Raw genomic sequence first — 25,827 nt, forward strand, 5'->3', positions numbered from 1 at the left:
CACAGCGGCAGCGCCGCCGGCGAGAGATTCGGTCATGGGATTTCTTTCGGAGAGCAGGAACGGGTTGAACCGCCCGGCGCTCTCCTCAAGACCACGGCGATACAAACCCTTCCCGGCCCCACTCTCCCTCTCAGCGCTTCTAATAAAATGGGGACCGATGCTGCGCACCGGCCCCCAAGCAAACTGCGGGATGGGAGGAGCCACCCGCTCCACGATGCTACTCAGCCGCGTCGAGCTGCTGCGGATCATCTTCGCCGGCGTTCTCCGGATCCTCCTCGCTGGCGAGGAATTCTGGCAGCGGGCCCGCTTCACCTTCCGGCTCCGCCGAAGACGGGCTGGAATCGACGAGACGCAGCGGCTCCGGCAACCAGCCCGAGCCATCCAGGAGGCGCTCGGCCTCCTTGGCCATGTCGGCCTTCTTCAGATGATCGATCAGTTGCGCCGACGAATCGCCCTTGGCTTCCCGCACCGCCTCCAGAATGCGAGGCTTGGTGACTCGGCCGAGATAGTTGTCGACGGTCGGTCTCCAGCCGGCCTGCACCATGTCGAGTCCGGCGGCGCGCGCCAGCACGTCGGCCTGGTCAAGACGCGTGCGGACGCCGTGGGCTGAGACGCGACCCTGATTGTAACGATTGGCCGGCTCATGGACGGCGTTGACCGCAAAGGACGCACAGTGAGCGAACAGCGATGCCTGTGCACCACCAGCGAGAGCTGTCAGCGCATCCCAGAGATCGTTCTCGCTCTTCGGCAACCGCGCCTTCCAGGCCTCGTGCCGCACCTCCACCGCCTTAGCCGAGACGCTTTCCCTCAGCCCCGGAGCTTGAGCGGGAAAGGTTGGCGTGCGCAGCCCGATCTCAAGGCAGCTCCCAGACGACGCGAACTGGTAAAAGGCCGTCAGCACGAAGTTGTGCAGCACCGCCTGGAAGGCGATCGCAGGATTTTCCGCCAGCGCATCCCGCAATGCCAGCGTACGGTGCGCCGTCAGCTCGATGATGAGCCGATCCGGCAATGGCCTTGCCGGGTCTTCATCATCCTCCTCCGGTTCAGTCGATGCTCCGGCGACCGAGATCGTCGTGCGCGTTGCGGAAGCGCCAGTCTCCTGCCCTTCAGCCGACGGCGCATCGGTGCCCGGATCGACGTCAAAATCGGCCGCAGGCACCTCATCCTCAGGTCTAACATAGCCCCGATCGACGGAAAGCCGTCCTTCGGAATCGATGCTGACGAAGACACCGGCCCGGGCAATCTCGGCCGGATCGTAAGTTTGCGGTCGGTCTTCGAGCGCCAGCAGCGCCGCCTCGATCGCGCCGAGACACTGGTCGACCTCTTCGGGCAGTTCATCCGCTTCCTGATATTCGGTTTCGAGCTTCGCCTGCTCGGCGTTGAGAGCGTCGATGGCGGCCTGCTCGTCGACGGTAAGGTCGGCCGGCTTGCCGTCGAGTTCGCGCAAGCCGTTGGTGTGGCCATAGGGGAAATCGACCGCCACTGAGATCCATTTCCATCCCTCGGCCGCGATCGTCTCGGCTTCGACCTTGAGTTTTTCCGTCACGAGGCGGTCGAGCAAAACCACGTCTTGAAGCCAGCCGCCATCATCGTGCTCGAACAGGTCACGCAAAACGCCGCCACCTGCGTGCTCGTAAGCATCGAGCCCAACGTACTGCACGCGGCGATCGGACGCCCCCACGGTATTTTCCGTCAGCAATCGGCGGATCTGATATGGCTCATCATACCCGGATCGGCTGACGTTCTCCCAGACCTGTTCCTGCCGCGTCTGATCCGCGGTGACCGAAAAGGCCATGAGCTGCTCGAGCGTCATGCCGTCTTCGGCATAGACCTCGTGCAGCTTTGGCGATACGGACGCCAACCTGAGGCGTTGCTTCACGACAGCCGGTGTCACGAAGTGCCGGGCCGCGATCTCCTCTTCGGACATGCCGGCGCCGCTCAAGGTTTGGAAAGCCCGGAACTGATCAAGCGGATGAAGGCCTACGCGCTCGTCGTTCTCGGCAAGCGAATCGTCTTCGGCAACGCCCCCCTCGCGCACCACGCATGGAACGGCCTGCGTCTTCGCCATGCGCTTTTGCTTGACGAGTAGTTCCAGTGCGCGATAGCGCCGGCCGCCCGCCGGCACCTCGAACATACCGGTCTCATTGCCTTCCGCATCTACAACCGCCCGCACGTTGAGACTTTGCAGGAGCGTCCGGTGGGCGATGCTTTCCGCGAGCTGCTCGATCGAAATGCCCGCTTTCACGCGCCGCACGTTCGACTGGCTGAGCACCAGTTTGTTGAACGGAATGTCGCGTGACGGCGACAGCGTGATCTTTTGGATAGCCTTCGTCATGTCTGATCTCCACGACGGGCGGCCGGGAGCCTCTCTCTCGGCTTCCAACCCGTCGCGAAAACCGCATCTCCCCTCTCACTCTCGTGGCTGAAGCGACTGGCGAGATCTTCACGCTGCCTCGCTCTCTCGGTCGTCACATCAACAACGGACTCCGGCAGAAAGCCAAGCAGATAATCCGCAACCTTGCTGGCTTGTGAGGCAGCTCGCACGATCGCGCGATTGTCCTCGCGCAGCACCTCGAGCCAGGAGCCGATATAGTCGGCATGTCGCACCGTCGGCACGATACCGAGCGACGCGCAACTGAACGCAGCCGATATCTCCGCGATCAACTCTTCAAAAGCATACTTCTTGGTACCGTAACCGCCTGACAAGTCGCGGTTGAGCCGTGACGGATGGCCGCTGGCATGCGCCAGCTCATGCAAGGCGGTTCGATGCCAGTTGATCGGCTCAAAATAGGCCTGCGGCGGAGGCACCTGCACATAGTCTTCTGCCGGCGCATAGAATGCGCGGTTACCGCCGATGCGGAAGTTGATGCCGGTCGCCTTGATGAGCTTTTCGACCCGCGGCTCGATCAAGCCTGGCGGCGGAGGCGGCGCCGTCGTCGCGATCTCTGAAGGCAGGTCTTCGCATTGATCAGTATTGAAGACCGTGAAGCGCTTGAGGAACGGGATGGCCTGCGCTTCGTCGCCCGTTTCGCTCGCGCGCCGCTTTTCGTCGACCGGTACAAACCGATCGGCATAGACTACGGTCGTCCCGCGCTCGCCCTTGCGGACGTGACCACCGAGCGACAGAGCCTGGCGGAAGGTAAGCCAGCTCTGACCTGTGAATGCTCGCTCGGTAGCGGCCCCCCAGAGGATCAGAATATTGATGCCGCTGTATTGACGGCCGGTCGCGGCGCTTTTCGGCATGGCCAAAGACGCCTTCGCCTCGGTGCCCCAAGGCTGCACCCATGGCACTCGGCCGGCCTCAAGTTCGCCGATGATCTTGTTGGTGATTTCGTCATAAAGGCTTGCTCGGTCCTCACCGGCACGCGCCCGAGGATAGTGGCTGGACATCGCGGGTCTCCGCGACGGGCGCCGCGAGCCTCTCTCGCAGCCTGTGACCCGTCACGGCAAAACCCGGCCGGCACTCTTACTCTCCGGCTCTGTCCGCGAGGAAACGTCGCCGCGTGACTAACGAATCCGTTGCCCTCGCCGCACGCACAACGGTGAGGACGAGGAATCTGCGAGGGGCCCCGCCGTCCGTCTCATTTCTTCATGGGACTTCGCATTGACTGCTTAGGGCCGCAGGTCCTGATCAGGCGTGCGCCAATTGCGCATCGCCCCACTGAAATGGCACCCGGAGAGCGTGAGCATAGCGACGCCGAAGGCGGCACGCGGGGCCGAGTGCAGCGACGAGACCGGTTAAGAGGGCACCCGGGAACGGGGCAGTGATAGCGACGCCGGCATACTTCATGACGGCGGGACCCTTTCCCGAGTGCCCCCGGCGAGGCGCTCCGCAGTCTCTGCGCGAGGGATCAAAGCCGGAAGGCCGAGCGGCTACGCGGCTCGGTTCACGCGAGCCCGGTGCGGCGCCAGCCGCGCGCGCCCAATCAAAAATTCAGCGCGAAGACAGAAATTCAGCGAAGCTGAATCTCCTCCCGCACTTTTGTTTCTGCGTCATAGATCTTGATCTGAAGCCTTGGGAAACGCTTCTTCAGCTCTTCTCCACCTGCCCTGGCGCCGTCCCGGGTGGCAAATTCGGTCTTCAGTCGGCCATCCACTTCGAGCGCGTAACCAGAAGATGGCAGTTCACGGGTGGCTGCAACCATGTCGTCCCTATCATGCAGTGAGCCAATCGACGACGATTGGTTAGCGTGAGTCGCCCAGACCAGGCCAGCCTCACCTGCAAGCCCGGCTCGCCGTCCTCAACTGATCACGGATGGGAGCTTGCATCATCTGAGCAGGCGGCCGGCTTGCCGTTCGCACGGCCACAGGCGCGGTAGAGCCACGGTTCGACATAACTGCCCTTCCAGATCCCTCGACCAGCGCGCTCGGCATTGTGTTGAGCCACGCCATATCTTCCTTTCGAGTATTGGGGCCAATCCAGCGCAAGTCCGTGAAGCACAAGCCATTCACCGAGATCAGCGCCACCGACCGAGCAGGTCGCGACCGTGCGGCCATATTGATCGAGGCTGACCGGAACACAATTGACAGTCCGGCGAGCAATGAAGGCGTCGAGGTCGTTTGCGGCCTGCGCACCGCAACGATATTGCAAACTGTCTTCACCGCGACACACCTGACTGCTCTCCGGGGCATCGATGCCCCAAAGCCGGATGCGCGTTCCATGGATTTCCAAGGTGTCGCCGTCAATAACGCTGGCCTGCCCGACAAACTGATCGGCCAATGCCATGCTCGACAGAAGGGCGAGCAGCAGTGCCAGGGGGATTCGACGCATGACTAGTGACCTTGCAACTACTGCGGCATCATTGAGCCATTCTGCACAAGAGCAATTCCAAGACGCCAATTCGCGTGGGTACATTAGGTTGAAGGTCGCGTTGCTTGGCCCTTCCGTGTCTTCTTCTTTTTGGATTTGATGACATCAGCTTGCGCCCGGTAGGCCCGTGCCAGTGCCTGCAATCCCTCCGCTAAGTCGCGGTCGAGAACCGAGAGCGCGGCGCGCTCTGCCTCGTCGGCCTGCTTGCGGAGGGACTTAATCATCTTGGCCATGGCCGGTCCTAATGAGGCACGTACTCGTAGACGACAAGCGGCCCGAGTCCGATCATGGCAACCAAGACGGCTATTGCGAGAACGGATTGCGGGCGCATGCTGCTTCCCCTCAGTTCCCAATGAGTCGGATATTAGTCCAGCGCGGGCACAAACGTGAAGGAAATGTTCTTCTGGGTGCTGATTGGCACTCTCATCATCTTCGCGATCGCGACGCTTTTGGCTGACACGGGGTTGGGTGTCCGCTTCGGTCAAGATGAAGATCTGCTGTTCGCTATACAGGTCGGTTCACTTCTCGCATCAATTGCAGCGGTGGCCGGGTTGCTGGTGATGCAAAACCCGCGAGACGCGGACTAGGGCGGAGCTAGCATCTTCTCAATGTACGCGTTGACGGTTTCGGCGAAGTCGCGCCGATCTCCAATCACGGCATGCGCTGTTTCAGAACGTCGTCCTGAAGTAGGCGAAGCCCGCTCCTGCGGGCGGCTACCGGCGTTGCTTCCAGATATTCGGTTATAGCTCGCTCAGCCAGTGGAATGCCGTTCGCGTCACCCTTGGCGATCAACCGACGAAGAATTCCTAAGCAAGCGTCTAAGTGAGGCATCCCACGAGCATACGCCTCGATTCTTTTCAAATTTCAAACCGAGGCCCGATTAGAACACCCGTTATCTTGGCGGTCCTAGTTCCCGTGAGGCCATCCACTGGGTCATCCGGCAGGCTGCCTCAGCCTGCCGTGCGCGGCGAATAAGCCGGTCGCGCTCAATTCCTGGTGGGGTGCCACGGGCCTCTTTGCGCAAGCGTTCCGCTTCCACACAGGCGGTCTTGTCGAGAAGGTCAACTTGCTTGGAAAGATGGAGCCCGGTCATGCGCTCCCCTCCCTGTTATGCAGGCGGGAGCACTATCGGTCTCTCAGCCACCGACGCCTACAGGCAACCCTTGGCCGGTGATGTTGGAACGATGATCCCGTCCTGAGAGCCTGACTGAAAAATGGGTGAGTGATCTCAGTGGGGTGTGATTCCATCGGATTTGCAAAGATTCGAGGGAGAACACGATGCCCTGGACCAAGATCACTCGGGAGCAATATCGGCGGGACGATCTGCGTTATGCAAGCGATATGACCAATGCGGAGTGGGCGGTGATCAGACGCCTGTTGCCGCGAGCGAACCGGCGCGGCCGGCCGCGTAAGACGGAGCTGCGTCGTGTGATCGAAGCGATCCTCTATATCGTTTCGACCGGCTGCCAGTGGCGGGCGTTGCCGCAGGAGTTCCCGCCCTATTCGACGGTGCAGGGCTATTTTTATAGATGGCGGGATACAGGCCGGTGGCAGAGGATTGTCAGCGTGCTTGTCCGACGGGCGCGAAAAAAGCTTGGACGGACACCGAAGCCGACGGCAGCCGTGATCGACAGTCAAAGTGCGCCAACCACGCAAGCTGGCGGACCGCGCGGCTACGATGCAGGCAAGCGCATCTACGGCCGCAAGCGGCATATCGTGACGGATACCAATGGCCTCCTCCTTGGGGTTCATGTTCATCCGGCCAACGTTCAGGACTGCCATGGCGCCGTACCGCTGCTGAAGAACGTGCGGATGAACTTCCCCCGGCTGCGCCACGTCTTTGCCGACCGGATCTACCGCGGAAATCAACTCCTCGACGCGCTCTCAGACTGCGGTCCATGGACTGTCGAGATCGTCGAGCGGCCTCAAGGCGTCAAAGGCTTCCAGCTTCTGCCGAGGCGGTGGGTGGTTGAACGCACATTCGCTTGGTTCGGAAGATGCCGCCGCCTCGCCAAGGACTTCGAGGCGACGGTGGCAACCGAAGCTGCCTGGCTGCTGATTGCACACATCAGGCTCCTGACCCGCAGACTCGCGGCTGCAGCTAAGGTTGGGTGATTTATGAGTCAAACTCTGAGGCGGTTGCAAGGAGCTTGTGACCCGCAAAACCCCGGTGCTGTCCTAGCTAGGACACCCGATCCGGGGAATCAGGACACCCGTTAAGCATGTGGGAAAAAGTGGCAACATGTTTACCTTTGATTCACATACATTAGTTGACTGGCTCAGACTTTAATTCGATGATCTGGGACTGGGCAGGGCTGTTTCATTAAGGACAATTTTTCAAGGCCCAGAGGGCCGCCCTATTATCGGCATCGGCGGTTCGGCAAGCATGGGAATGAGAACGGCCTCAGCATTACCCTCCAAGGGTGCTGGGGCCGTTTCTCATGACACTCTGCCATGCCTAGTGCGGGAAATGGTTACCTCGCCGCAAACTCGCAGCATCTATGAGTTCGTCACATGAATGGTGTGGAGCACGGCTCCTCGGGATACCGGTTCCAAGGCTTCTCGCGACCGTGAAGCACTTCAAGAAATGCTTGATCGCGTCTGCGGCATGAACTCGCTGCTTGGGCCAAGCGATTCCCAGACGAACTCTTGAGTACATATTTCGGCTACGTGGTTGGAAGTGGCATGGACGCTGCGTAGGCGGCTTTTGCACAGGACGGCGGAACAAGTGGAAAAACAACCCGCCCCGACGATTTGGAATCCCTGACCTGTGTTAGCAGCCGGAACGACTCGAGGGCTGCAAGGATTCGCCCCTCGTCGAGGAGCGATTTCGATGCTGATGACCAGGGAGAAGCGGCCCGCGATACGGACGCTGCGCGGATGGGCGCTAGCGGTGCTGCAGGAGGCGGGTGCCATCCACGAGTGTGAGTACCACGGCTGGATGCAAGATCGCGCCGATCCGCATGCAAGGGAACGGGCCCTTGATATCGCCCGTGAAGACCCGCCGGCAGGCGTCCCCCTGACGAGGCTGCGGCCAAGGTTCGCGAGGTGCTGAACTCGATCGGCGATACCTGCCCGGAATGCGCCCCAGACTAGAAGGGCTGGTGCCGAGCCTCGACGCCAGCCCGGCCTTCCCATTTCAACGGCCCAGCTTCTTCTCCACGCGCTTGCGCGCATTGCCGACCTTTTTGACGGCCTTTTTCACCGCCGGCGCCGACTTTCCAGTCTGCTTCGCCTCGTACTGCACTTCGTAGTCCTGCCCGCCGGCTACCCGCGCCCGGTCCTGTTTTCGGCCACGCGCCGTCTTCGTTTTCTTCGCTGCTGCCATCGGTGCCTCCTGTTGTGACATCGAAGCAACGCGACAGGGATTCGCAGGTTCCGGAACAATTCGAACTGTGCCAATTTGAATCGGCTGTAGCGTGGAGTACTCAGTGGCGTTTCAGCGTCGAAAACCCGAGGCGATCGGCCTCAAGGCGCCCCTGCCCGACTTCGTCGAGCCGGCCCTGGCGTCTTCGATCGACAAGGTGCCGTCAGGGGCCCGCTGGATTCACGAAATCAAATTCGACGGCTACCGTGTTCAGGTCCATCTGGCCAACGAGACGGCGACGATCTTCACCCGCCGCGGTCACGATTGGACCCATCGCTTCAAGAAGGTCGCCCATGACGCCTGGCGGATCAAGGCGAACTCGGCCGTGGTGGATGGCGAGATCGTGGTACCGGCCGCCGACGGCACGACCGATTTCTCGGTCCTGCAGAACGAGCTCAAGGGCAAGTCGACGAGCATCGTGCTGGTCGCGTTCGATCTGCTCTATCTGAACGGCCGCGATATCCGGAAGTTACCGCTCTTTCAGCGCAAGGCCGAACTCAAGAAGATCGTGAACGGCACCGACATCCAGTTCAGCGAGAGCTTCGAGATCGACGGCCGCGAGATGTTCGCGCACGCCTGCAAGCTCGGCCTCGAAGGCGTCGTCTCGAAGGTACGGGACAGTGCCTATCCGAGGGGACGCACGAACGATTGGGTCAAGAAGACCTGCGTGCAGCGGGAGACGCTGACCATTGCCGGCTTCGCGCTCGATGGCACGAAATGGGATGGCCTCTATGTCGGCCGGCGCAAGGGCGACGATCTCATCTACGCCGGCAAAGTCGACCACGGCTTCGACAAGGTCTCGGCCGCCGATCTGCAGAAGCGACTTAAACCCCTCATCCGAAGAACCCAGCCCTATGCCAAGCGCATCAACCACAAGGGCATCTGGGTTGAACCCAGGCTTCTGGCCGAGATCGAGTATCGCGCGAAGTCGGCCGAGGGAAAGGTCAGGCACCCGTTCTTCCGGGGCCTGCGGAGGACCTGTGATGGATGACTTCGATCGCTTCTGGCAATGGACGAACAAGCCGTTGGAAAGTTCGCTGACGATTCCGGCCGAACTACATCGTTATGGAGCTCGCTCCTGCGAACCGGCGGGACCGGGCCGCGGTGAACCAAGCCGGAGCGCGTACTAGGCGTGAACCCCTAGTCTATCAAGCGGGCGGCTCGTTCCTAAAGTCCGCTGTGGCCCCATAGACGACCAAATTCTCTTCGCAAAAATCTGAAGCTAAGGGCCAAAAGCTGAAGGTTCCAAGCGGGCAAATTGTTGAAAATGAGACTTCGGTGACTGAACCATTTTGTCGCCGATCGAACTAACGTCTAGGCGGAAATTTGCCGTTCGTTCTGCCGAACGGCGACAACAGGGTTCGTCACTGCCAGCCGGTCCGATGAGCATAGATTTTGGACTGGATAAGACGACGAGGAGCATGGAAACTACAACTCAAGGTGCTCCCTCCGCAATCGCGTGGAAATGGAGAGTTGCCATGGCAAATGCTCCCGCGAGTCAAGCGGCAGTTGCGGACCTTCGTAAAGCGCTTCGTGGCGCCCTCCTGCAGCCCGCTGATGCCGGATATCGCGAAGCGCGCTCGATCTGGAACGGCATGATCATCAAAGAGCCTGCGCTCATCGCCCGGGTAAGCGGCGCGTCGGACATTGTCACCTGCGTGAGTTTCGCCCGCGAGAACGGACTGCCGCTGTCGATTCGCGGCGGCGGGCACAACATAGCTGGCGCCGCGCTCTGCGACCGCGGGCTGATGATCGACATGAGCTTGCGGCGCGGCGTGCGCGTCGACCCTGACCGTCGGATAATTCGGGCCGAGCCTGGCACCACCTGGGGCGATGTCGACCACGAAGCGCAACCCCTCGGGCTGGTTGTCCCGGGCGGCATCGTGTCGAATACAGGGGTTGCGGGGTTCACTCTGGGCGGCGGCTTCGGTTGGACGTCGCGCAAGTGCTGCTACGCCGCCGACAATCTTGTCTCGGTTGACATCGTCACTGCGGACGGCGAGCGTCGGCACGCCAGCAAGACCGAGAACGCCGATCTGTTCTGGGCGTTGGCGGGTGGCAGCGGCAATTTTTGCGCGGTCACGTCCTTTGAGTTCCGGGCACATCCACACGGACCGCAGGCTCTGTGCGGGATGGTGGTGTACCCGATGACACAAGCGCGCGACGTTGCGCACCAATTTTGTCGGATCGCCGCCACGGCGCCGGACGAACTGTGCTGCTTGCTCATCTTGCGCATCGCTCCCCCTGCGCCGTTCCTGCCCGAGGCGCTGCACGGCACGCCAATCGCGGCGATTGCAGCGTGCTGGACCGGCGATCCCATCGCCGGACAGGATGCGATGCGTGCGCTCAAGAGCTTTGGCAAGCCGGCTGCCGATACGATCACCGTGAAGCCGTTCGTTGCGCATCAGACCATGCTCGATTCCGGCCAGCCGTTCGGCCGCCGCTATTACTGGAAGTCGGATTTTTTCGCCGATATGAGCGAGCGCTTGATCGATGCGATGGTCGAGCATGCCGAACGTATTACCTCTCCGCATTCCGCCGCTCTCTTCATGCACATGGGCGGCGCTCCCGCCCGACTCGATCGCGGGCTCAACGCCGTAGGCTTCAGGACGGCCCAATACGTGCTGAACGTGCAGGCGGCTTGGGAAAATCCGCAGGAGGATCGCCGTCATATCGAATGGGCGCGCGAATACTGGGCGGCTATCCATCCGTTTTCGACCGGCGCCGCTTACATCAATTTCATGACCGAAGACGAGGGCGACGCCCGCGTGCGCGACGCCTATGGCAATCGGCTCTACGAGCAGCTCGCCGAGATCAAGGCCAAATTCGATCCAGGAAATCTATTCCACGGCGCACAGAACATCCCGCCACGATAGGCACACGTAGACGCGGTGGAGGGCAACCATCCCGCTTAGGTGGTCGAGTCAGCCGGACTTAATTGCGCGGATGTCGGCTTGGGGTCAATCGCTACATGAGCGACGGAGTGGTAAGTCCGGCCGCGTCAGCTATACCGCCGAAAGCGGATAGTATAAGCCACCCCGTCATAAGCCACTGCGAGTTCATGGCGCTGATCGCTCGTGCCGCCGACCAAGAACCGCTAACTAGCCCCGCGCGCGCCGCAGCGCAGCTTCCAATCGCGCCTTCTCTTTATCCCAGCGGGTTTCTTCGGCTTGCGACCTCTTCTCGAGAGCCTCGACCTCGGCCTGGATGGCCGCGGCCCGTTTCGCGTGCTCCTGTTCGGCCTTATCAAACGCAGCCTGTGCCTTGTCGACCGCCTGCTGACGGCGTTCGCGTTCCTTCTGCCTGGCGGCCTCCTCTCTCGCTCGTTCAAGCTCGCGACGCCTCTCTTCCCGGGCGTAGTCAACAGCGGCCTTTCGCTCCGCGGCCTTGTCGACGGGGCGAGAGGAAGGCTTCTTTGCCTTGGAGCCTTTCGACTTGCGGGCGGCTTTCGTTGGTCGGGCGTTGCCAAGATCGGTGGGCAGCTCGGCATGCTCTTTGAAAGATCCGTCGGATCCGACCGGACGCCTGAGCACGACGCCAGGCTTTGCCATGGTCGCAGCGATGACGTCCGGATCATCGCTTTCCTTCGCCGCGCCCTGATGAAAGTTGCTGTCTGCGCCCCACGCTTCCAGAGCCGCTTTCATGGAAGGAGCTGCTATCGCCAGATCGAAGAAGCCCAGCGAAGTCCGGTAGGTTTTCAGCTTTCTAGCCATGGTTCCGAGCAGACCTTCTGGTCGATAGTCAACGTAGCGTACCCTGGGACTTGCCGCGGCGTCTGACGGAACATGCCATGGCTCTAAGCGTTCCTCATTCTTTATGGACGTCCGTGCATTACGCAACACACTCTGAAGGATTGGCCCTTAAATGAGCCGGGCGTCGACCCTGCCCAAGCGCTTGCAGCCGATGCTCGCTACGCTCACCAACGCGCCGTTCGACGACCCCGGCTGGGTTTTCGAGGACAAGTACGATGGCTTCAGGATGATCGCGGAAATCCGGCGGGGCAAGGTTGCGCTCTACAGCCGTAACGGCAAGATCATCAGCCGCAGCTATATCGAGGTCGCCAAAGCGCTGGAGGGCGTGAAGGGCGACGCCGTGATCGACGGCGAGCTCGTCGCGATCGGAAAGGACGGCGTCTCGCATTTCCAGCTACTGCAAAACGCGCTGCGCCATGAAGCGAAGCTCCTGTATTGCGCCTTCGATCTCATGTTTGAGGACGGAGTTGACTTGCGCAAACAGCCTCTTCTCGAACGTAAGAAGCGGCTGAAAGCGATCCTGCCGAGCCACCACCTGATCGCCTTCAGCCCTCACCGCAAAGCGAACGGCACGAAATTCTTCGCCGAGGCCGAGCGGAAGGGCCTGGAAGGCATCATGGCGAAGCGCGCCGACAGCGCGTATGCGTCCGGAAGCCGGACGGCGGATTGGCTGAAGATCAAGACGGCAAAGCGGCAGGAGGTGGTGATCGCGGGCTTCACGGCGCCGAGGCGCACGAGGCCGTTCTTCGGCGCCCTGGTCCTCGCTGTGCGGGAAGACAACACATGGCGCTACATCGGACATGTTGGCACTGGCTTCAGCCACAAGGTCCTGGAAGACCTCCATGCCAAGCTCGTGAAGCTGAAAACGCCTAAATCATCCTTCCCGGCCAAAGTGAAGGACGAGGCCGCCACGACCTGGGTGAAGCCCTCGCTGGTTGCCGAGGTCAAATTCGCGGAGTGGACGAGTAAGGGCGAACTGCGCCAGCCCGTCTATCTCGGACTCAGGTCCGACAAGCGGGCGAAGGATGTCGTGCGCGAGCGAGAACGTCCGCGCAAATAAGCTTCCCTTCAAGCGCAACCGGCAAACGGAACGAATTAACGCACTTGCCTTCTTCGCTGCGAATTCCTGCGCAGTGGTGCACTCAGTCGCCTCCAAGGTCGTGGATTTCCGGTCGCATGCCGTCAGGCGTGACTTCGAGCGTCGCAAGCGTGATCGGCAGCTTGAAACGCCGGGGCCCCGCGCTGCCGGGATTCAGATAGAGAACGCCACCGACCGTGTCGATCTTCGACACGTGAGAATGCCCGGAGACGATGACGTCGATGCCAGCGCCTAGATCGGCCTTCAGCGTCTTCAAGTCGTGCAGAACGTAGATCGACTTTCCCGCCAGGCGCACAAGCTTCGTGTCGGGGTGGTCGCGGACCCACTCGCCACTGTCCACGTTTCCGCGAATGGCGGTGACGGGCGCGATGCGGCGAAGCGCGTCGACGATCTCCGGACGCCCGATGTCGCCGGCATGGATGATGTGATCGACGCCCGTCAGGCCCCGTTCCGCCTCGGGCCTCAACAGACCGTGCGTGTCCGAAATGACTCCGATCCTGAACATCATTTGCCAGCGCTCTCAACCGCGATCGCCAAAAGACGATCAAGAAACTCAACTTGAGCGGACAACATCTTGGTCCGCGCAAGCTCGATATCAAACCATTCGGCGCGGTCGACTTCGGGAAAGCTCTGCCGTCGACCGCTTCGAGGCGGCCATTCGATATCGAAAGTATTGCTGGTCAGCGCCACCGGCTCAAAGTGGCCCTCGCCCGCGAATGCGATGACGCGCTTGCCTCCTCGCTGTCGGACTTCCCCAGCACCTGGAGCGGACCAATCGAAGCGCTCGGGCCGAGTTCTTCGGCAAACTCGCGTCGTGCGACGCTCTCCGGAGCATCATTGGCATCGATTTCGCCCTTTGGAATGGACCAAGCGCCATCATCCTTCTTACGCCAGAACGGTCCGCCGGGATGAACGAGCAGAACCTGGAGCCCACTGGCGCCCTTGCGGTATGCGAGAATGCCCGCGCTCAAGGTCGATCTCCTGGAAGCCTTTTTCACCGCGGCCATATCGCTCCTATTTTGCAGAGCAATCCAAAGCAGAGCGGGCGAGGAGCACTGAGGCGCGATGACCGGCTAATTGCACAGCAAAGATCGTTCGAAACAGGCCAGTAGCACAGCGGGCCCCCGTTGTACCGCCCTTCGTAAAACCTCGACGAGATCGGGTCTTGCCATCCGCCAAACCCGCCCGCGGACAACGAAGCAGAAGCCGTCCGGCGTCACCGCCACACAATCTAAGCCGACTTCCGCTGGGGTTTGGCCGCCGGCTTCTTCGCCGCGGCCTCTTTCGCCGGCTTCTTGCCCGCGATCGGCATCAGCATTTCCTTCTGCCCGGCCGCCGCCTTGCGCGGCTTTTTGCCTGGCTTCTTGGGAGCCTCTGTCGAGACCGCCGCGTCTCTTCCAATGCTCTTGCGCAGCGCGTCCATCAGGTCGACGACGTTCTCGCCTCGAGGGCGCGCTTTCGCAGTGATGGGTTTGCCGGCGCGCTTCTGGTTGATGAGATCGATGAGCGCGGTTTCGTACTGGTCTTCGAACTTGTCCGGCTCGAAGTGGCCCGCCTTCTGATTGACGATGTGCTTGGCGAGGTCAAGCATGTCCTTGGTGACTTTGACATCCTGGATATCGTCGAAATATTCCTCCGAGGAGCGGACTTCGTAAGGATAGCGCAGCAGCGTTCCCATTAGCCCTTTGTCGAGCGGCTCCAGCGCGATGATGTGCTCGCGATTTGTCAGCACCACGCGACCGATCGCGACCTTGTTCATTTCGCGGATGGTTTCGCGGATGACGGCGAAGGCGTCGTGCCCGACTTTGCCATCCGGAGTCAGGTAGTAAGGGCGGATCAGGTAGCGGGGATCAATCTCGCTGCGGTCGACGAACTCGTCGATTTCGATCGTTCGCGTCGATTCCAGCGCGACGTTCTCGAGTTCCTCCTTCGTCACCTCTATGAATGTGTCGGTGTCGACCTTGTAGCCCTTGACGATGTCTTCGTTGTCGACCTCCTCACCGGTATCAGCGTCCACCTTGGCGTACTTGATGCGGTGGCCGGTCTTCCGGTTGAGCTGGTTGAACGAGACCTTTTCGAATTCCGACGTGGCCGGATAGAGCGCTACCGGACAGGTGACGAGGGAAAGACGCAGGAAGCCTTTCCAGTTAGCGCGGGGGGGCCATCGCGGGGAACTCCAGTACTGGTGCCGGATTCAAGACGAACGACCCGGCTTGGTTCCGACACCGCGCCCTCCCAACAGGATGATTTTTTCAGGATGAGGCTCGGCGCGAACTCGACATTTGTTCTTGTTATGTTCTAATTCGGAATGACCGATCGACCCGCGAGCTGGCGCATGCCGACCCCAAAGCAGATGGAAAAGCTGGCCGCTGAAGCTGCCCGTAGACGGGGCCCCTCCGCCGCGGCTCCGGATGCGCCGCTCCCGGCGGAATATTGGGAATCGGTCCTGAAAGACCCTCGCGCCGACGAGACCGGAGCTGAGAGGCGGCAGCGACGTCTTTGCGAGATTCAGCGCCACGTGCTGCGCATCTCATGCCGCCGGTGCGAACGGACCGTGGAAATCCAGACCGCAGATGCCGTCCGATTGTATGGCCGCAACGCGCTTTGGAAGGACGTGGCGCAGCGGTTGCTCGATAACACCTGCCAGCAGCGCACGGGCAGGCATGAAGAAGACGGGTGCTGGCCGGCGTTCGAGATACCGTAAGCCACTCCGGATTGCCGATCCGATCTGTTAGCACCTGGATGTCCGGATGGCCCCGAAGTATCACCCCACGCCCCTGTCGGGCGGCGATCGCAAGGCTCTGGCAAAGGAGCTCGGCAAGGCACGCGCAATGGCCAACATCCTCGCCGCTCAATCGTTGGAGATGCGGGCCAAGGGTGAGGCCATGATCCAGCAAGCTGACAGATTGCTTTGCGAAAGCTGGAACGAGCGCATGTGGAGCGACGGCGAACCAATCGATCCTTCGCCCACCATCGATCAGGCTGTGAATGGAGGCTTCCCTTGGCTCGAGATCAGGTGCAGGCGCTGCAAGACGCCGATACTCCCATTGTGGCCAAGGAAGTGATGGAAGTCGCCATGGACATCGCGAACAATGCGCCAACTTCGAAGCGTATAGCGGCCAAGCTCAATCCGAATTGAAAGCCGCGAACGAGCATACGCGGAGCCCTCCGTCCGTGGATTGTTTGGGTGGAAGACGGCGGAGATGAGGGCGGGCCTAAGCCGAGCGTGATGTCGCTTTGGTTCGCGAGCTCACGATACACATTTTAGGCGCTGCAGCTCTGGTTCTCCTTGCTTGGGTTTGGCACCAAAAGCTTCGATCGCCGGACTGTCACCGTTCCTTTGTGCGCAGAGGATCACCATAGACGCACATGGCCATGCAATCACGAAGCTCCGAGCTGAACGCGTCTCGGACGCGAGCGTTGGCATCGAACGTAGCATCGATCACTGGCATGCCCGCATCCCAGGCCTTGAGGAAGGTTGGGAGCCAGTAGGACGGGATTCGGGAATCGATGGGCCAAGGTGAGGCGATGACGGTCGTGCACCCATTGCCGAGAGCCTGCCGTGCGAGACCGAGCGTCGTGTTGGCCATGGGATGCGGATCGAGCCGGCCACCACTGCAAATGAATAGAACGGCGACACCGACGTTTTTCAACGCGGAGCCAAGGTCTGCGCCCGCCATCCTTAGCTCGGCATCGTCTCGGACCATTTGAAAATACCGGTTGCCGGGCACCAAGCCGCCGTGGGCGGTGGCAATGACTAATTCGGCTCCGTCAAGATTGGACGGCACGACTGACGCCGTGTCGAGGCTGATGTTATGAGCGGCGAGCGGCTCGGACACTCGATCCACGACGGTCTGAAGTGTTTGTTCACCTTCCTCAGAAGCCTCCTTCGGAATCCAGGCAGTGGCCCGTCGATCGGTCGATTTACGATGTCTCGCCTCACTCAACCAGGCGAGCGATGGAGCTGCGGCTAGCTTGCACGTTTGACCCGCAAACCCATCCCCAAGCCGTATGAGGTTGGGCGGCCAATGCTGAATATTCGCGGCCGCTACCAGGATCGCTCGCGGGGGCACCGCTTCGACACCAAGGCCTTCGGTGCTGGTGTGAAACAGGTTGAGCGTATCTTCGTCAACGCCATACCGAAAAGGAAACTCCTTCGACCAGCGCGTGAGGTTCTCCTCCGAGAACACCTCGGCGCTTTCTTTCAAAGCTGGACCGAGCTTTCCATTTTCGGCGACACAGCGAACGAGGTGTCCTTCGGCATCGACCCCCATCAACACGACAGGCAGTTGCATCGACTGCGACAATTCGACGGCGCGTTTGCCGGAGAACTCGATGGTCGGAGGTATCCAGCCCTGATCGGGCGCCGCGCCGGGCGATGCGATTGCGTGGTCCGCCAGGATGTCGATGGCGAAAGCGGCAACACTCGAATTCGCTTGCGCTTCCGCGCTACCGAGCAACCGCTGCGCCAGCACGGAGATCTGCCGGACATCGTAACCGACGTCGTCCGCATCTCTCGCTTGTTCTATCTGCTTCAGGACTTCGAGGACCTGTGCCGCGGTTGGGTGTGGCAGCCGGCTGGCCGCGATGATCTCTCGCAGAGGCGCATGTGCTTCGTCGAGAAGAAGTTCGAAGGCTTCGATCGCATCGGGGGGCGGCGTGACGCCCGCAAGTTCGGCTGCCCGGAGAGCTTCGGCCATGCTCGCGGCTGCAGGAGCAGGCTCATCTCCCTGCGCCAGTACCGTGCGGGCGTTGTGGATCAGAGTCGGGAAGCAGCGCTTCCAGTCGCGCGCGCGCGTGCGCGGGATCCTGACGTGCCTGGATAGACCGGGCCTGCAATTCAAGTGTCTGAATCCGGTGAACGTATTGATCATGTGCACCGAAGCTTTGCAGGGCCTTCCGCGCCGCATCAAGGAATGACAGTCCGGCATCAATCATGCGAAGTTCGCGCATGAGCCGATAGAGCAAGATGCTTTCGTAGAAGACCTGATCCGGCGAAGCGCTGTCGTCCGCTGCGAGGCAGCAAAGGGCGCCGACCATGCCGTCGATTGTATTGCCGGTACGTTGGTAGACGTCGCCATAACAGAGCCACGCGAGGCGCGAACGCGCTTTGGACTCGCCTGCGACCTGAAGCGCATGTTCCGCGTAATCCCGGGCCGCCTGGAAACGGCTAGCCAAGGCTAAACGTACCGCCAGCACGCGCACCAGCGACAAATCCGCATCCGGCACCGAACCATGTCGAGCGACCGCCATGCCTATCGCAAGGATGTTTCTGACACTCTCGATATCGATGGGCGTGTCGAGCGGTTCGTAATGCTCCAACAACCTTTGTATGCCAGCGACGAGCTTGTCCGGATCTTGCGTCAAAAGCTCCTTGGGGATGTCGATCCGGCCGACAAACATGGGGCTCGCGGACTGAAGCCAAGGCAAGGCCACCCGCAAGAAGGCAGCGATATCGTCCGCAGGCGGCGCGGTCGTCCATGCATCGAGCGCTTCGATCTCGCGCAGGGCAAGGGGCGCGCTGGATAGCTTCAAGGCCGTATCGACCAGGAGAGCTATCCCGAACAATCCCATCGACTGGGCCGATAGCGCATCGACCAGACGCACACGCACCCGGGCGTCGGCAGGATGGCTTGTGAGGTATCGAAGGCCAAGCAAGACAGCGGCTTGCAAAAGCTCAGGCTCGAGGTCGGCAGCCTTGTCACCTCCAAGAACAGCTCCCTCCAGTGCCGTGAGCATGGCAGTGACCATGCTCACCGTCACATCGGTCTCCGTATCCTCCGTTACGACCGACAGCGCATCGGCATAGCGCTGCGCGCGAATGGCCTCCCTCGCGATGAATACCCTGGCACGGACCGTCTGTTGCGGATGAGCAGCAATCACCGCTCTTGTCAGGACCTGATAGTCCAACTCGGAAGAGGAGAGGCCCGCGGCCAACGTTTCGTAGAAGCCGACCATCCGACGGTCATCCTCGACTGGCGAAGTTGCCAGGAGCCGGGCAATCTGAATGAATTCGCCGGCCTCGAGCATCGCATCGCCACGATGGTGCATGAGCGCCAGTGACGTCGGGTGTCTTTCCTGCAGAATATCCTCGCATTTTTGGATCGCCCCCGGCTCGCCAATGCGTTTAGAGAGTGCCAAGGCAGCTTCGATGGACTCCAGTGGCAATCGATCAAAGTCGATCTCCTGCATCAAGGCGCGCGCAATGTCCGTCGCGCCGGCTTCCGCGGCCATTTCCGCTACCTGCAGGGCAGGCACAGGCGCAAGATTTTCGGTCGACCCCGGTTCGGCTCGAAGCGCTTGCTCCACCATGGGCTGGAGGCCCGCCTTGTGCATCATCTGCACTTTGAGAAGCGGTTTTATTCCGTCCAGAGAGCTTGGAAGCGTATCGATCTCAGTGAGGATCGGTCCGATGACACCGCGCGCGATCGCTGTGGACCATTTTGCCAGATGCTGCGCGAGGATTGCATCCGGGGCGTCCGGATCGCCACCAGCGAGCACGGCCATTCCGTCAATCGCAAGAAGCCGCTCCTGGTTCACCTCCTTGAGCGGCCAGTCCTTATTCGCGTCAATGGCAACGTAGCTCGTCGAGGCTCTCGCGGCCAGGATTGCCCCCTCGCACAACGTCGCAAAATGCGGGACCCATGAATCTTCGACCATTCCAAGAGCAGGCCGGGCTCCATACGGGCTAGGCTCCACGCCGCGATAAAGAGCTCCCTGTTCTACAACCACAGCGGCATGCTGCTTGGCAGCTCCAACAATCGAACAAACCGACGCTGCCTGAAGGTCCGGCGAGACGGCGATGCTAATGCGCCGCGACAGGACGTCGAGTTCCGCGGTCTCCAGCGCCCTGCCCCGGGATCGAACCACGGCCTCAACAAGGTGGCGAAACAAGGCACTCTTTCGCTCGTCGGGACCGGCGCTTCCGGGCGGCTGAACGACGATGATCTCGGAAAATACAGGCTTGCCGTCCTCAGTGAACGAAGATGCTAGGATGGCTAAAATCTCGGCGATGCGAGTGGACGGATTCCCGCCGGCCACCACGAACATGTCTCCGGCTCCCCAGGCGAGCCCATTTTTTTCATACCATGCATGGAAATCGACACCTGAAGATCCATCGATCGACGATTTCTTCTCACTCAAGCCGTTCACCCTTCCCGCGTCCTGAAGATCACTCTTGTCAGCTGCCAGGCGGTATTGGAACCTGGCTCAGGCAACGCGCTGCCGATATGTAGTAGAATAGCAGCGATGTCCATCGAGACCGGCGAGAATGCTGGCCTCTTGGCCGGGTTAAAAAAGAAGAAGGCACCCGCAGGAGGGTCAGCATAGCGCCGCCGGAACGGCGGGACCCGGGACCGAGTGCCGTCGCGAGAGCGGTTAACAAGGCACCCGCGCGACGGGAGTGATAGCGGTGCCGCAAAGCGGCAGCCCTTCGTGCGAGTGCCTCCGGCAAGCGACACCTTATTATTCGCATTTCCAAGGCGAAGGCGGCAACGCAGACTCATGCGATCAACGTTGTCTCGCCGTCGTTCCTGTCTCTCAAGCCGCGGTCCTGACGGAGCCGTTTCTTTTGGTGCCAATAATGCGATGGAGCGGGTCAAGCGCCGAGCTCATCTTTTGGCCTAGCAGCGCGGAAAATGATGTTTGGCATGAGGGGGCGATCTCGTTTCACCCGCCCTGCCGCCGTGCGTATTTTCGGCCGGGAAGCGTATCGATATCCGCCTTCCCGCGTCTTTTCCCACCGAGCGTCACCCACGTTTTCTTCCGCTTCTTCACGGCCAGCAGGGAAATGCGCATCAGATGCGCAATGGCCATCTCGGATTTTCCAAGATCGAAGAGTCGGTAGCAGATTTCAGCGCCGCGCTTGGTGAGGCGTCTATCCTTGTGATGGTTCCGGGGATGACCGGGAGCATATTCGTGTTCAAGGCCGGTCCCCGTTAGAGACATCTCCGCATTGATCTTTTTTATGGCGGCGTTCCGCTCCTTGAGCTGCCGCGTGATCTTGCCGTCGAGCTGCTCGATCTCCGAGAGAAAAGTCTTTTCGGCCGCACGGAACAGCATGGAGTTGAAATTCACGGTCGTGATGTAGTGGTGCGTCCGGTACATCTCATCGAAGTGCTTGTGATAATGCTGCAGCCGCTTGACGGCCTCATAGTTATATTTCGGAACGTTTGACCCGAACATGGCGAGGTCGCGCGCATATCGTGTCGGGCTGAGATCGCCCAGCATGTTGTGCATTTGATGCGCGACCATGTTGCGGTAGTCGATGAGTTCAACGATTTCTTTCTTCTCGCTAGGCTTGATTGCGCCATCGGCAATAAGGGCGTTCAGCGCCTTGTCGACCGGGTTCTTGATACCTTTCGGGACACGCTCGACCTGTCCCTTCACACGCACCAGCCATCCGTCGGTGGCCTGGATGCGGTCTAGGATTTCTCGCTTCAATTCCTCGGCATAGAACATGACAAGCAGCATCTGCATGGCCCGATATTTCAGGATGTTTTGCTCAAGGACTGGAAGGGTTGAACCAAGAGGATCGGTGAAGCGCAGCTTGTGCATGAGCTCAATTGCCCGAGTTGATGGAGTAGCAAGGTGCAAGCATAGGTGATTACAATAGCGAGCGAAATGCGGTCAGGACGCTGCTCTTCTGGGCAAGTCTCTGACATTGCCCGCTTGGGCTGGAGTGTATCGGTCAGCGCAGCGAAGTATGGCTGCCTTATAGTGAGTGCCTGGGAACGGACGAGGGATTGGTTGAGACGATGCGCTTTGCAACACTGATCGTCGAACAGCTTGATCGCGCAGCGACGGAGACGCAGCCGAGCTAATCATCCATCGGCGATGCGAGTACCTCGTGCGGGAGGATCAGAGACGTGGCACTCCAACATTGACCGCCGCAAAGCGCCGATCCATCCTTGGGCATTATTTTGCGGAGAAGATCAAGTTTCTCGAAAAAGCTTCGGCCCTGTCGGCTAAGGAGCGGCATTTCATTGGCGAACTGCACAACCATCGCAACACGCTGTATCATGTCGGCCTGGAGAATGATGATATCATCCGCGCCTTGGCTACCGCCTATTTCCGGTTAACCTGCGACTTGCTGGTCCGGCTTGACAACAGGACCCTCGGTTGGCCCAAAAATTTGGTCATCGCCGCTTGCCTTCATCAGTATTTCCCCGAGGCGGCCAAGGGGCTCCGCTTCCCTGGCTTCGACACGGGGCATGTTGCGAAAGAGCTTGTCGGCCGTGTCCCGACGGATGCACCGGCGCTTCCGGCGGCGCTCAGCCAACACAGCATGGCCGCTGTCGATCGATTGGAAGCCATGTTTGAAAGCATCAAGCTCGGTCTCGATCGAAAGAACGATCCGGATGATACGTTCCGGCAGCTTCAACACGATATGGACTTCCAGATCATCGTGCGGGAGCGGATGCGCCAGGCTGGCAGGGAGGATGATTTTGTCCCATTCGGCCATCCCGCGTTGAGGGAGCTTGCGGAAAAGCTCATGCCGGACTGGAAGCCTCGCTATCGTTCACGGCCTTTTGCCAAATGGCGGACCAGGGCCAACGCCGTCGCAAGCTGCGCTGATGCGCTCTCGGCCGTCCGCAAGTTCACAGATTTGCGTGGCGAGATGTCATATCTGACCGAGGCGGTGGACGACGCTCATGAGACCTTCTGGGGCTGGGTTCAGCAACAGGAAGACGATGCCCAGGACGCACGGGGCGCTAGACTCGGCGTGTTTGGCGTGACGCCGTTCATGTGCAACTGAGAAAGCGATCAAATTGACCATTCATGGCCTGCGATCCACCCCGTCAGCGCTCTCGAACGAAAGCGGCAGGTGACAAGCGGATGCGATTGAACGTCAACTTACGCATCAGGAGGCGAATGAAATCCGTGGCGCCTTTACCCATGCCGTCGAATTCTGGCAGGAGCGCCGTACGGATGATGAAGTGGTGGGCGGACGAAAATGTGGTTGGTCCCTTACGTCGCACGTCTTGAAGAAGCCGGACCGGGTTTCAGCCATTTCCCTGCCGATCGCGACCTTGATTACTTCAAAATGCTGACCGCCGAACGGCCAATCCGCCGGTTCGTCAAGGGCGTCGCGATCCGCGAGTGGAAGAAGGCGGCGTTCGACCGCAACGAAGCGTTGGATTGCCGCGTCTATGCACTTGCAGCGTTCCACGGACTGCGATCGTATGGCCTCGATTTAACCCGGGAAGCTGACCGGCAAGCCGTCATCGCAGACCGGCCGACACCGGCGACGCCGCGGGTCATTCGGTCGAAATGGATGAACCGCTAGGACGGCGGCAGATCGCGGTAGCGGATCATGTTTTCGGCTTCGGTCGAAACCTGCGTAGCGTCTCTGCATAGTGCTCAACAGATGATCGCTGCCAAGCGTTCATTTCGTAAGCGCCGCTAAGGTCCGTGAGGGTTTCTACAATTCGATCCCAATCGGATATCTGGATCGCGCCGCGTTCAACCAGAACATTCAGTAGCTCGATGAAGGCAACCGAAACGCCGGCAATAGCCGAACGCTCGATATTGCGTCGTTCGTCGTCGGAAACTGCCATTGCTAAACACCAAAAATCGAATGCGCGATCTTGATCAGGGTTTCCGCGGCCCCATAGATGGAGGCGATCCCCTTCGCACGCGCTTCGATCGCCTTCAAAAGGGCCATCGCCGACGGCTTTTTGGTTCGCACGGCCTGCTCGCCGAAGGCTTCGATTAGTTCGATGATCGCGCGCTTATCCTGCGCAGCAATATCCTTCGCATCGACCACCGCCTGTGTGAGGTTTCGAATACCCTCACCGAGGGTCTCGATATCGGTGGTCTTGGTGAAGTCGACGACCGCTTGAATTCGCGCAAGGTCGCCGGTGTTGATGACCCCGACGCTCGAATTGTTGATGTTGAAGCTGTTGTGGACAGGCCCCTTCACGATCGCCCTCGCTAATTCGGCAACCGGAATTCGGCCGCCGCTGGTATGAAACCCGCTGATGAAATCCATGTCGTCGAGCGCTTGGTTTGCGCTCGCGGCATTGATCAGAAACTGCATGTAGTTAGCGCTTTGAAACTTGTTCCAGCAGTCAAGGCAAAGAGGCACGTCGGCGTCACCGACCCGGTAGATCGCCGGCCGATCGCATTGATTGCATTTCATGACCGCCACCTTCTAATGTTCTTCGTTCAGTTCGATCTGAAGTAGCTTGTCGCCTCTCTTCTTGAAGCGATAGAAGACCAACGGCGTTCTAGCCTCCGTTGCGCCGAAGTCAATTTCGGTCTCGTCGCTCCACTTCGCCAGTTCACGCTTGAGATCGCCAACGGTCAGGACCTGCTCGGGCATTATCTTCATTCCTCTTCAAACCAGCTTCCATTGACGCTCGATGCGCCCGATTTCGTTGGTCAGCAGCTTCAAAAAAACATCTTCGCCGACGTAGACCGTCCGCTCCGCTTGGATCATTCCAAGTGCCTTCGGCGACAAGTGCGGCTTCAGACTGGCGAAGTACGGCGACGCCATTATCAACGGCTTCACGTCCGACCAATCCTTGTTGCGGTCGGAAAGCATCGGGATCAGTTCCAAGCGCCAGCCAGTGACAAGTTCGCGCCGCCGGGCAAGTTTCTGACGACGTTTTTCAATGCCCCAATTTGCCCAAGGGCTGAAAAGGCCAGCGATGCCTCCCAAGATAGGAGGCACGACGTAGCGCGCTACGATATCGAGGTAATCCACCCACCGCACCGAGTTGAGGAAGCCGCGCGGTTCTACCACAAAGCCGGGAATTCGCCCGGTATCAGATGCAATCCCCGGCTCTATTCCCGGTTGATTTTGCACAGATTTTCGCTAGGTCAGGACGGACTGCGCGGGAGTTGGCCCTCCCGCGCAGCCCTAACTTCCAACATGGAGTTGACCCATGCCGAAAGCCGTTGCCGATAATATCACCGTTTTTGACCCCAGTCGCAGATCAAGACCGATAGAGCCGCTCATGACTGTTCTTCGGGTCGTCGGCGAAGATCGCCGGGCCGATGGAAGGTTGGTCACTCGATGCGCCATCATTCACCCGTCCGCTGAAATCGTCCGCCTGAAGGCTTGATCCAAGAAGCGGCGGCTTCGGCCGCCGCGCTTTTACTTCGGGATGGCTGGTCCCAATGCCGACGATGACCAAGGAAGATCGGTCCGAGCGGATCAAAGCACTGGTGAAGGTTGCTCTGAGCATCCTTCGCCGGACCGATCGCTGCAACCTGACCCTCGCCGACGGAAGCCGAATTCGCGACTGGAAGTTCCGTCACAACGGTCTGTTGCTGTCGTTCCGTCGTCGCATCGACTCGACGACCGGCCTGGAACGTTGGTCGTAAAATTTGAAGGCGAAAAGGTCCTGATTGCATCATGGACGATCGACGGGTTCACCCGTCGATCGTACTCGCCCGGCGAATGGGAAAACGTGCTGCGCCGGTGCGATGGATGCCCGTGCAGAAGCATTGCCACGCAAGCACGTCTGCATCATCACCACCGAATACGGGAAGCCCTTCACGGTCGATGGCTACAGCGGATGGATGCGCGACGCCATGACCGAAGGGCTTCCGCTCGATTGCAGACCGCATGGCCTGCGCAAGACGTTTGGACGCCTTCTTGCCGATGACGGCGCGAGCGCACACGACATCATGGCCGCGATGGGCCACCTCACGCTTGCCGAAGCGGAACGCTACACGCGCGAAGCCGATCGTCGGCGCGGCGGGCGCCGCGCGATCATCGCGCTTGAAGATCACAAGGCGAACAGAACTCCCCAAACCTCTTCGGGCAGTTTGGGGAAACTGCCGTAAG

Annotated in this window: 27 protein-coding genes and 3 pseudogenes; 12 read left to right on the forward strand and 18 right to left on the reverse strand. The window is 60.3% G+C overall.

Annotated features, from left to right (window positions below; genetic code table 11):
* Positions 1 to 217: 217 nt before the first annotated feature.
* The 5 genes from ACSKB9_RS17590 to ACSKB9_RS17610 all read right to left on the reverse strand — a co-directional run bounded on the left by ACSKB9_RS17590 (position 218) and on the right by ACSKB9_RS17610 (position 5,043).
* Positions 218 to 2,335 carry a ParB/RepB/Spo0J family partition protein gene (locus ACSKB9_RS17590; RefSeq protein WP_438074498.1) on the reverse strand — a complete coding sequence of 706 codons (2,118 nt, stop codon included), beginning with the start codon at positions 2,333 to 2,335 and terminating at the stop codon, positions 218 to 220.
* Positions 2,332 to 3,390, reverse strand: coding sequence for an ArdC family protein (locus ACSKB9_RS17595; RefSeq protein WP_438074500.1), 1,059 nt, complete (start codon positions 3,388 to 3,390; stop codon positions 2,332 to 2,334). The genes ACSKB9_RS17590 and ACSKB9_RS17595 overlap by 4 nt, the downstream gene beginning before the upstream one ends.
* A gap of 563 nt (positions 3,391 to 3,953) precedes the next feature.
* Entirely contained in the window at positions 3,954 to 4,145 is a 192-nt protein-coding gene (locus tag ACSKB9_RS17600; RefSeq protein ID WP_411781266.1) for a hypothetical protein, read from the reverse strand.
* 104 nt (positions 4,146 to 4,249) lie between these two features.
* Positions 4,250 to 4,771 (reverse strand): thermonuclease family protein, encoded by a 522-nt coding sequence (locus ACSKB9_RS17605; protein WP_438074502.1) that lies wholly within the window; start codon positions 4,769 to 4,771, stop codon positions 4,250 to 4,252.
* An 83-nt stretch (positions 4,772 to 4,854) separates the two neighbouring features.
* The gene (locus ACSKB9_RS17610; protein WP_438074504.1) at positions 4,855 to 5,043 is read right to left on the reverse strand and encodes a hypothetical protein; all 189 of its coding nucleotides are present in this window, start codon (positions 5,041 to 5,043) and stop codon (positions 4,855 to 4,857) included.
* Positions 5,044 to 5,205: 162 nt separating this feature from the next.
* Between ACSKB9_RS17610 and ACSKB9_RS17615 the strand changes: the two genes are divergently transcribed.
* The 3 genes and pseudogenes from ACSKB9_RS17615 (at position 5,206) to ACSKB9_RS17625 (ending at position 7,906) form a co-directional block, all read left to right on the forward strand.
* Complete coding sequence (locus tag ACSKB9_RS17615; RefSeq protein WP_438074506.1) at positions 5,206 to 5,397, forward strand: hypothetical protein; 192 nt, start codon at positions 5,206 to 5,208, stop codon at positions 5,395 to 5,397.
* Positions 5,398 to 6,088: 691 nt separating this feature from the next.
* The gene (locus ACSKB9_RS17620) at positions 6,089 to 6,925 is read left to right on the forward strand and encodes an IS5 family transposase (RefSeq protein ID WP_438074508.1); all 837 of its coding nucleotides are present in this window, start codon (positions 6,089 to 6,091) and stop codon (positions 6,923 to 6,925) included.
* A gap of 718 nt (positions 6,926 to 7,643) precedes the next feature.
* A pseudogene (locus ACSKB9_RS17625) lies at positions 7,644 to 7,906 on the forward strand (hypothetical protein).
* Between the two features lie 43 nt (positions 7,907 to 7,949).
* On the opposite strand, the gene ACSKB9_RS17630 reads toward ACSKB9_RS17625, so the two are convergent.
* Entirely contained in the window at positions 7,950 to 8,138 is a 189-nt protein-coding gene (locus ACSKB9_RS17630) for a DUF3606 domain-containing protein (protein ID WP_438074510.1), read from the reverse strand.
* Positions 8,139 to 8,241: 103 nt separating this feature from the next.
* On the opposite strand from ACSKB9_RS17630, the gene ligD (ACSKB9_RS17635) reads away from it, so the two are divergent.
* Together ligD (ACSKB9_RS17635) and ACSKB9_RS17640 are read left to right on the forward strand one after the other, a co-directional pair.
* Positions 8,242 to 9,168 carry a non-homologous end-joining DNA ligase gene (gene ligD / locus ACSKB9_RS17635; protein WP_438074512.1) on the forward strand — a complete coding sequence of 309 codons (927 nt, stop codon included), beginning with the start codon at positions 8,242 to 8,244 and terminating at the stop codon, positions 9,166 to 9,168.
* A gap of 487 nt (positions 9,169 to 9,655) precedes the next feature.
* Positions 9,656 to 11,053, forward strand: coding sequence for an FAD-binding oxidoreductase (locus ACSKB9_RS17640; RefSeq protein ID WP_438074514.1), 1,398 nt, complete (start codon positions 9,656 to 9,658; stop codon positions 11,051 to 11,053).
* 225 nt (positions 11,054 to 11,278) lie between these two features.
* On the opposite strand, the gene ACSKB9_RS17645 is transcribed toward ACSKB9_RS17640, so the two are convergent.
* Complete coding sequence (locus tag ACSKB9_RS17645) at positions 11,279 to 11,890, reverse strand: cell envelope biogenesis protein TolA (protein WP_438074516.1); 612 nt, start codon at positions 11,888 to 11,890, stop codon at positions 11,279 to 11,281.
* Positions 11,891 to 12,041: 151 nt separating this feature from the next.
* Between ACSKB9_RS17645 and ligD (ACSKB9_RS17650) the strand changes: the two genes are divergently transcribed.
* Positions 12,042 to 12,989, forward strand: a complete 948-nt coding sequence (gene ligD / locus ACSKB9_RS17650) for a non-homologous end-joining DNA ligase (RefSeq protein WP_438074518.1) — start codon at positions 12,042 to 12,044, stop codon at positions 12,987 to 12,989.
* Between the two features lie 82 nt (positions 12,990 to 13,071).
* Here ligD (ACSKB9_RS17650) and ACSKB9_RS17655 read toward each other — a convergent pair whose 3' ends face one another.
* From ACSKB9_RS17655 to ACSKB9_RS17665, 3 genes and pseudogenes are all read right to left on the reverse strand, one after another.
* Positions 13,072 to 13,536, reverse strand: a complete 465-nt coding sequence (locus ACSKB9_RS17655) for a metallophosphoesterase family protein (protein ID WP_438074520.1) — start codon at positions 13,534 to 13,536, stop codon at positions 13,072 to 13,074.
* Positions 13,533 to 14,035: pseudogene (locus ACSKB9_RS17660) on the reverse strand (NUDIX domain-containing protein). Before ACSKB9_RS17660 ends, ACSKB9_RS17655 begins: the two are co-directional and overlap by 4 nt.
* A gap of 224 nt (positions 14,036 to 14,259) precedes the next feature.
* The gene (locus ACSKB9_RS17665; RefSeq protein WP_438080279.1) at positions 14,260 to 15,222 is read right to left on the reverse strand and encodes a Ku protein; all 963 of its coding nucleotides are present in this window, start codon (positions 15,220 to 15,222) and stop codon (positions 14,260 to 14,262) included.
* Between the two features lie 114 nt (positions 15,223 to 15,336).
* Between ACSKB9_RS17665 and ACSKB9_RS17670 the strand changes: the two genes are divergently transcribed.
* Positions 15,337 to 15,732 (forward strand): hypothetical protein, encoded by a 396-nt coding sequence (locus ACSKB9_RS17670; RefSeq protein WP_438074521.1) that lies wholly within the window; start codon positions 15,337 to 15,339, stop codon positions 15,730 to 15,732.
* 46 nt (positions 15,733 to 15,778) lie between these two features.
* Positions 15,779 to 16,066 (forward strand): annotated as a pseudogene (locus tag ACSKB9_RS17675) (hypothetical protein); the annotation flags it as partial.
* A 291-nt stretch (positions 16,067 to 16,357) separates the two neighbouring features.
* Here ACSKB9_RS17675 and ACSKB9_RS17680 read toward each other — a convergent pair.
* From ACSKB9_RS17680 to ACSKB9_RS17690, 3 genes are all read right to left on the reverse strand, one after another.
* The gene (locus ACSKB9_RS17680; RefSeq protein WP_438074523.1) at positions 16,358 to 17,728 is read right to left on the reverse strand and encodes a CHAT domain-containing protein; all 1,371 of its coding nucleotides are present in this window, start codon (positions 17,726 to 17,728) and stop codon (positions 16,358 to 16,360) included.
* 22 nt (positions 17,729 to 17,750) lie between these two features.
* On the reverse strand, positions 17,751 to 20,171 hold the full coding sequence (locus ACSKB9_RS17685) for a hypothetical protein (protein WP_438074525.1): 2,421 nt from the start codon (positions 20,169 to 20,171) through the stop codon (positions 17,751 to 17,753).
* Between the two features lie 525 nt (positions 20,172 to 20,696).
* On the reverse strand, positions 20,697 to 21,584 hold the full coding sequence (locus ACSKB9_RS17690) for a hypothetical protein (RefSeq protein ID WP_438074527.1): 888 nt from the start codon (positions 21,582 to 21,584) through the stop codon (positions 20,697 to 20,699).
* 325 nt (positions 21,585 to 21,909) lie between these two features.
* Between ACSKB9_RS17690 and ACSKB9_RS17695 the strand changes: the two genes are divergently transcribed.
* Together ACSKB9_RS17695 and ACSKB9_RS17700 are read left to right on the forward strand one after the other, a co-directional pair.
* Positions 21,910 to 22,785, forward strand: coding sequence for a hypothetical protein (locus ACSKB9_RS17695; RefSeq protein ID WP_438074529.1), 876 nt, complete (start codon positions 21,910 to 21,912; stop codon positions 22,783 to 22,785).
* 204 nt (positions 22,786 to 22,989) lie between these two features.
* Positions 22,990 to 23,316, forward strand: a complete 327-nt coding sequence (locus tag ACSKB9_RS17700; RefSeq protein ID WP_438074531.1) for a terminase gpA endonuclease subunit — start codon at positions 22,990 to 22,992, stop codon at positions 23,314 to 23,316.
* Between the two features lie 25 nt (positions 23,317 to 23,341).
* On the opposite strand, the gene ACSKB9_RS17705 is transcribed toward ACSKB9_RS17700, so the two are convergent.
* From ACSKB9_RS17705 to ACSKB9_RS17725, 5 genes are all read right to left on the reverse strand, one after another.
* Positions 23,342 to 23,587, reverse strand: coding sequence for a hypothetical protein (locus ACSKB9_RS17705; protein WP_438074533.1), 246 nt, complete (start codon positions 23,585 to 23,587; stop codon positions 23,342 to 23,344).
* A gap of 2 nt (positions 23,588 to 23,589) precedes the next feature.
* Positions 23,590 to 24,180 carry a hypothetical protein gene (locus ACSKB9_RS17710; RefSeq protein ID WP_438074535.1) on the reverse strand — a complete coding sequence of 197 codons (591 nt, stop codon included), beginning with the start codon at positions 24,178 to 24,180 and terminating at the stop codon, positions 23,590 to 23,592.
* A 3-nt stretch (positions 24,181 to 24,183) separates the two neighbouring features.
* Complete coding sequence (locus ACSKB9_RS17715) at positions 24,184 to 24,354, reverse strand: hypothetical protein (RefSeq protein ID WP_438074537.1); 171 nt, start codon at positions 24,352 to 24,354, stop codon at positions 24,184 to 24,186.
* 15 nt (positions 24,355 to 24,369) lie between these two features.
* A complete protein-coding gene (locus ACSKB9_RS17720) occupies positions 24,370 to 24,840 on the reverse strand; it encodes a hypothetical protein (protein ID WP_438074539.1) in 471 nt (156 codons plus the stop codon).
* A gap of 130 nt (positions 24,841 to 24,970) precedes the next feature.
* Positions 24,971 to 25,171 carry a hypothetical protein gene (locus ACSKB9_RS17725; RefSeq protein WP_438074541.1) on the reverse strand — a complete coding sequence of 67 codons (201 nt, stop codon included), beginning with the start codon at positions 25,169 to 25,171 and terminating at the stop codon, positions 24,971 to 24,973.
* Between ACSKB9_RS17725 and ACSKB9_RS17730 the strand changes: the two genes are divergently transcribed.
* Positions 25,155 to 25,361, forward strand: coding sequence for a hypothetical protein (locus tag ACSKB9_RS17730; RefSeq protein WP_438074543.1), 207 nt, complete (start codon positions 25,155 to 25,157; stop codon positions 25,359 to 25,361). The two genes, ACSKB9_RS17725 and ACSKB9_RS17730, sit on opposite strands and share 17 nt — an antisense overlap.
* Positions 25,362 to 25,463: 102 nt before the next feature.
* A complete protein-coding gene (locus tag ACSKB9_RS17735) occupies positions 25,464 to 25,826 on the forward strand; it encodes a tyrosine-type recombinase/integrase (RefSeq protein WP_438074545.1) in 363 nt (120 codons plus the stop codon).
* The last annotated feature ends 1 nt before the right edge of the window (position 25,827 follow it).

Source organism: Bradyrhizobium sp. BR 1433 (assembly GCF_051547665.1).
In the GTDB taxonomy this organism is placed as follows: domain Bacteria; phylum Pseudomonadota; class Alphaproteobacteria; order Rhizobiales; family Xanthobacteraceae; genus Bradyrhizobium; species Bradyrhizobium australafricanum.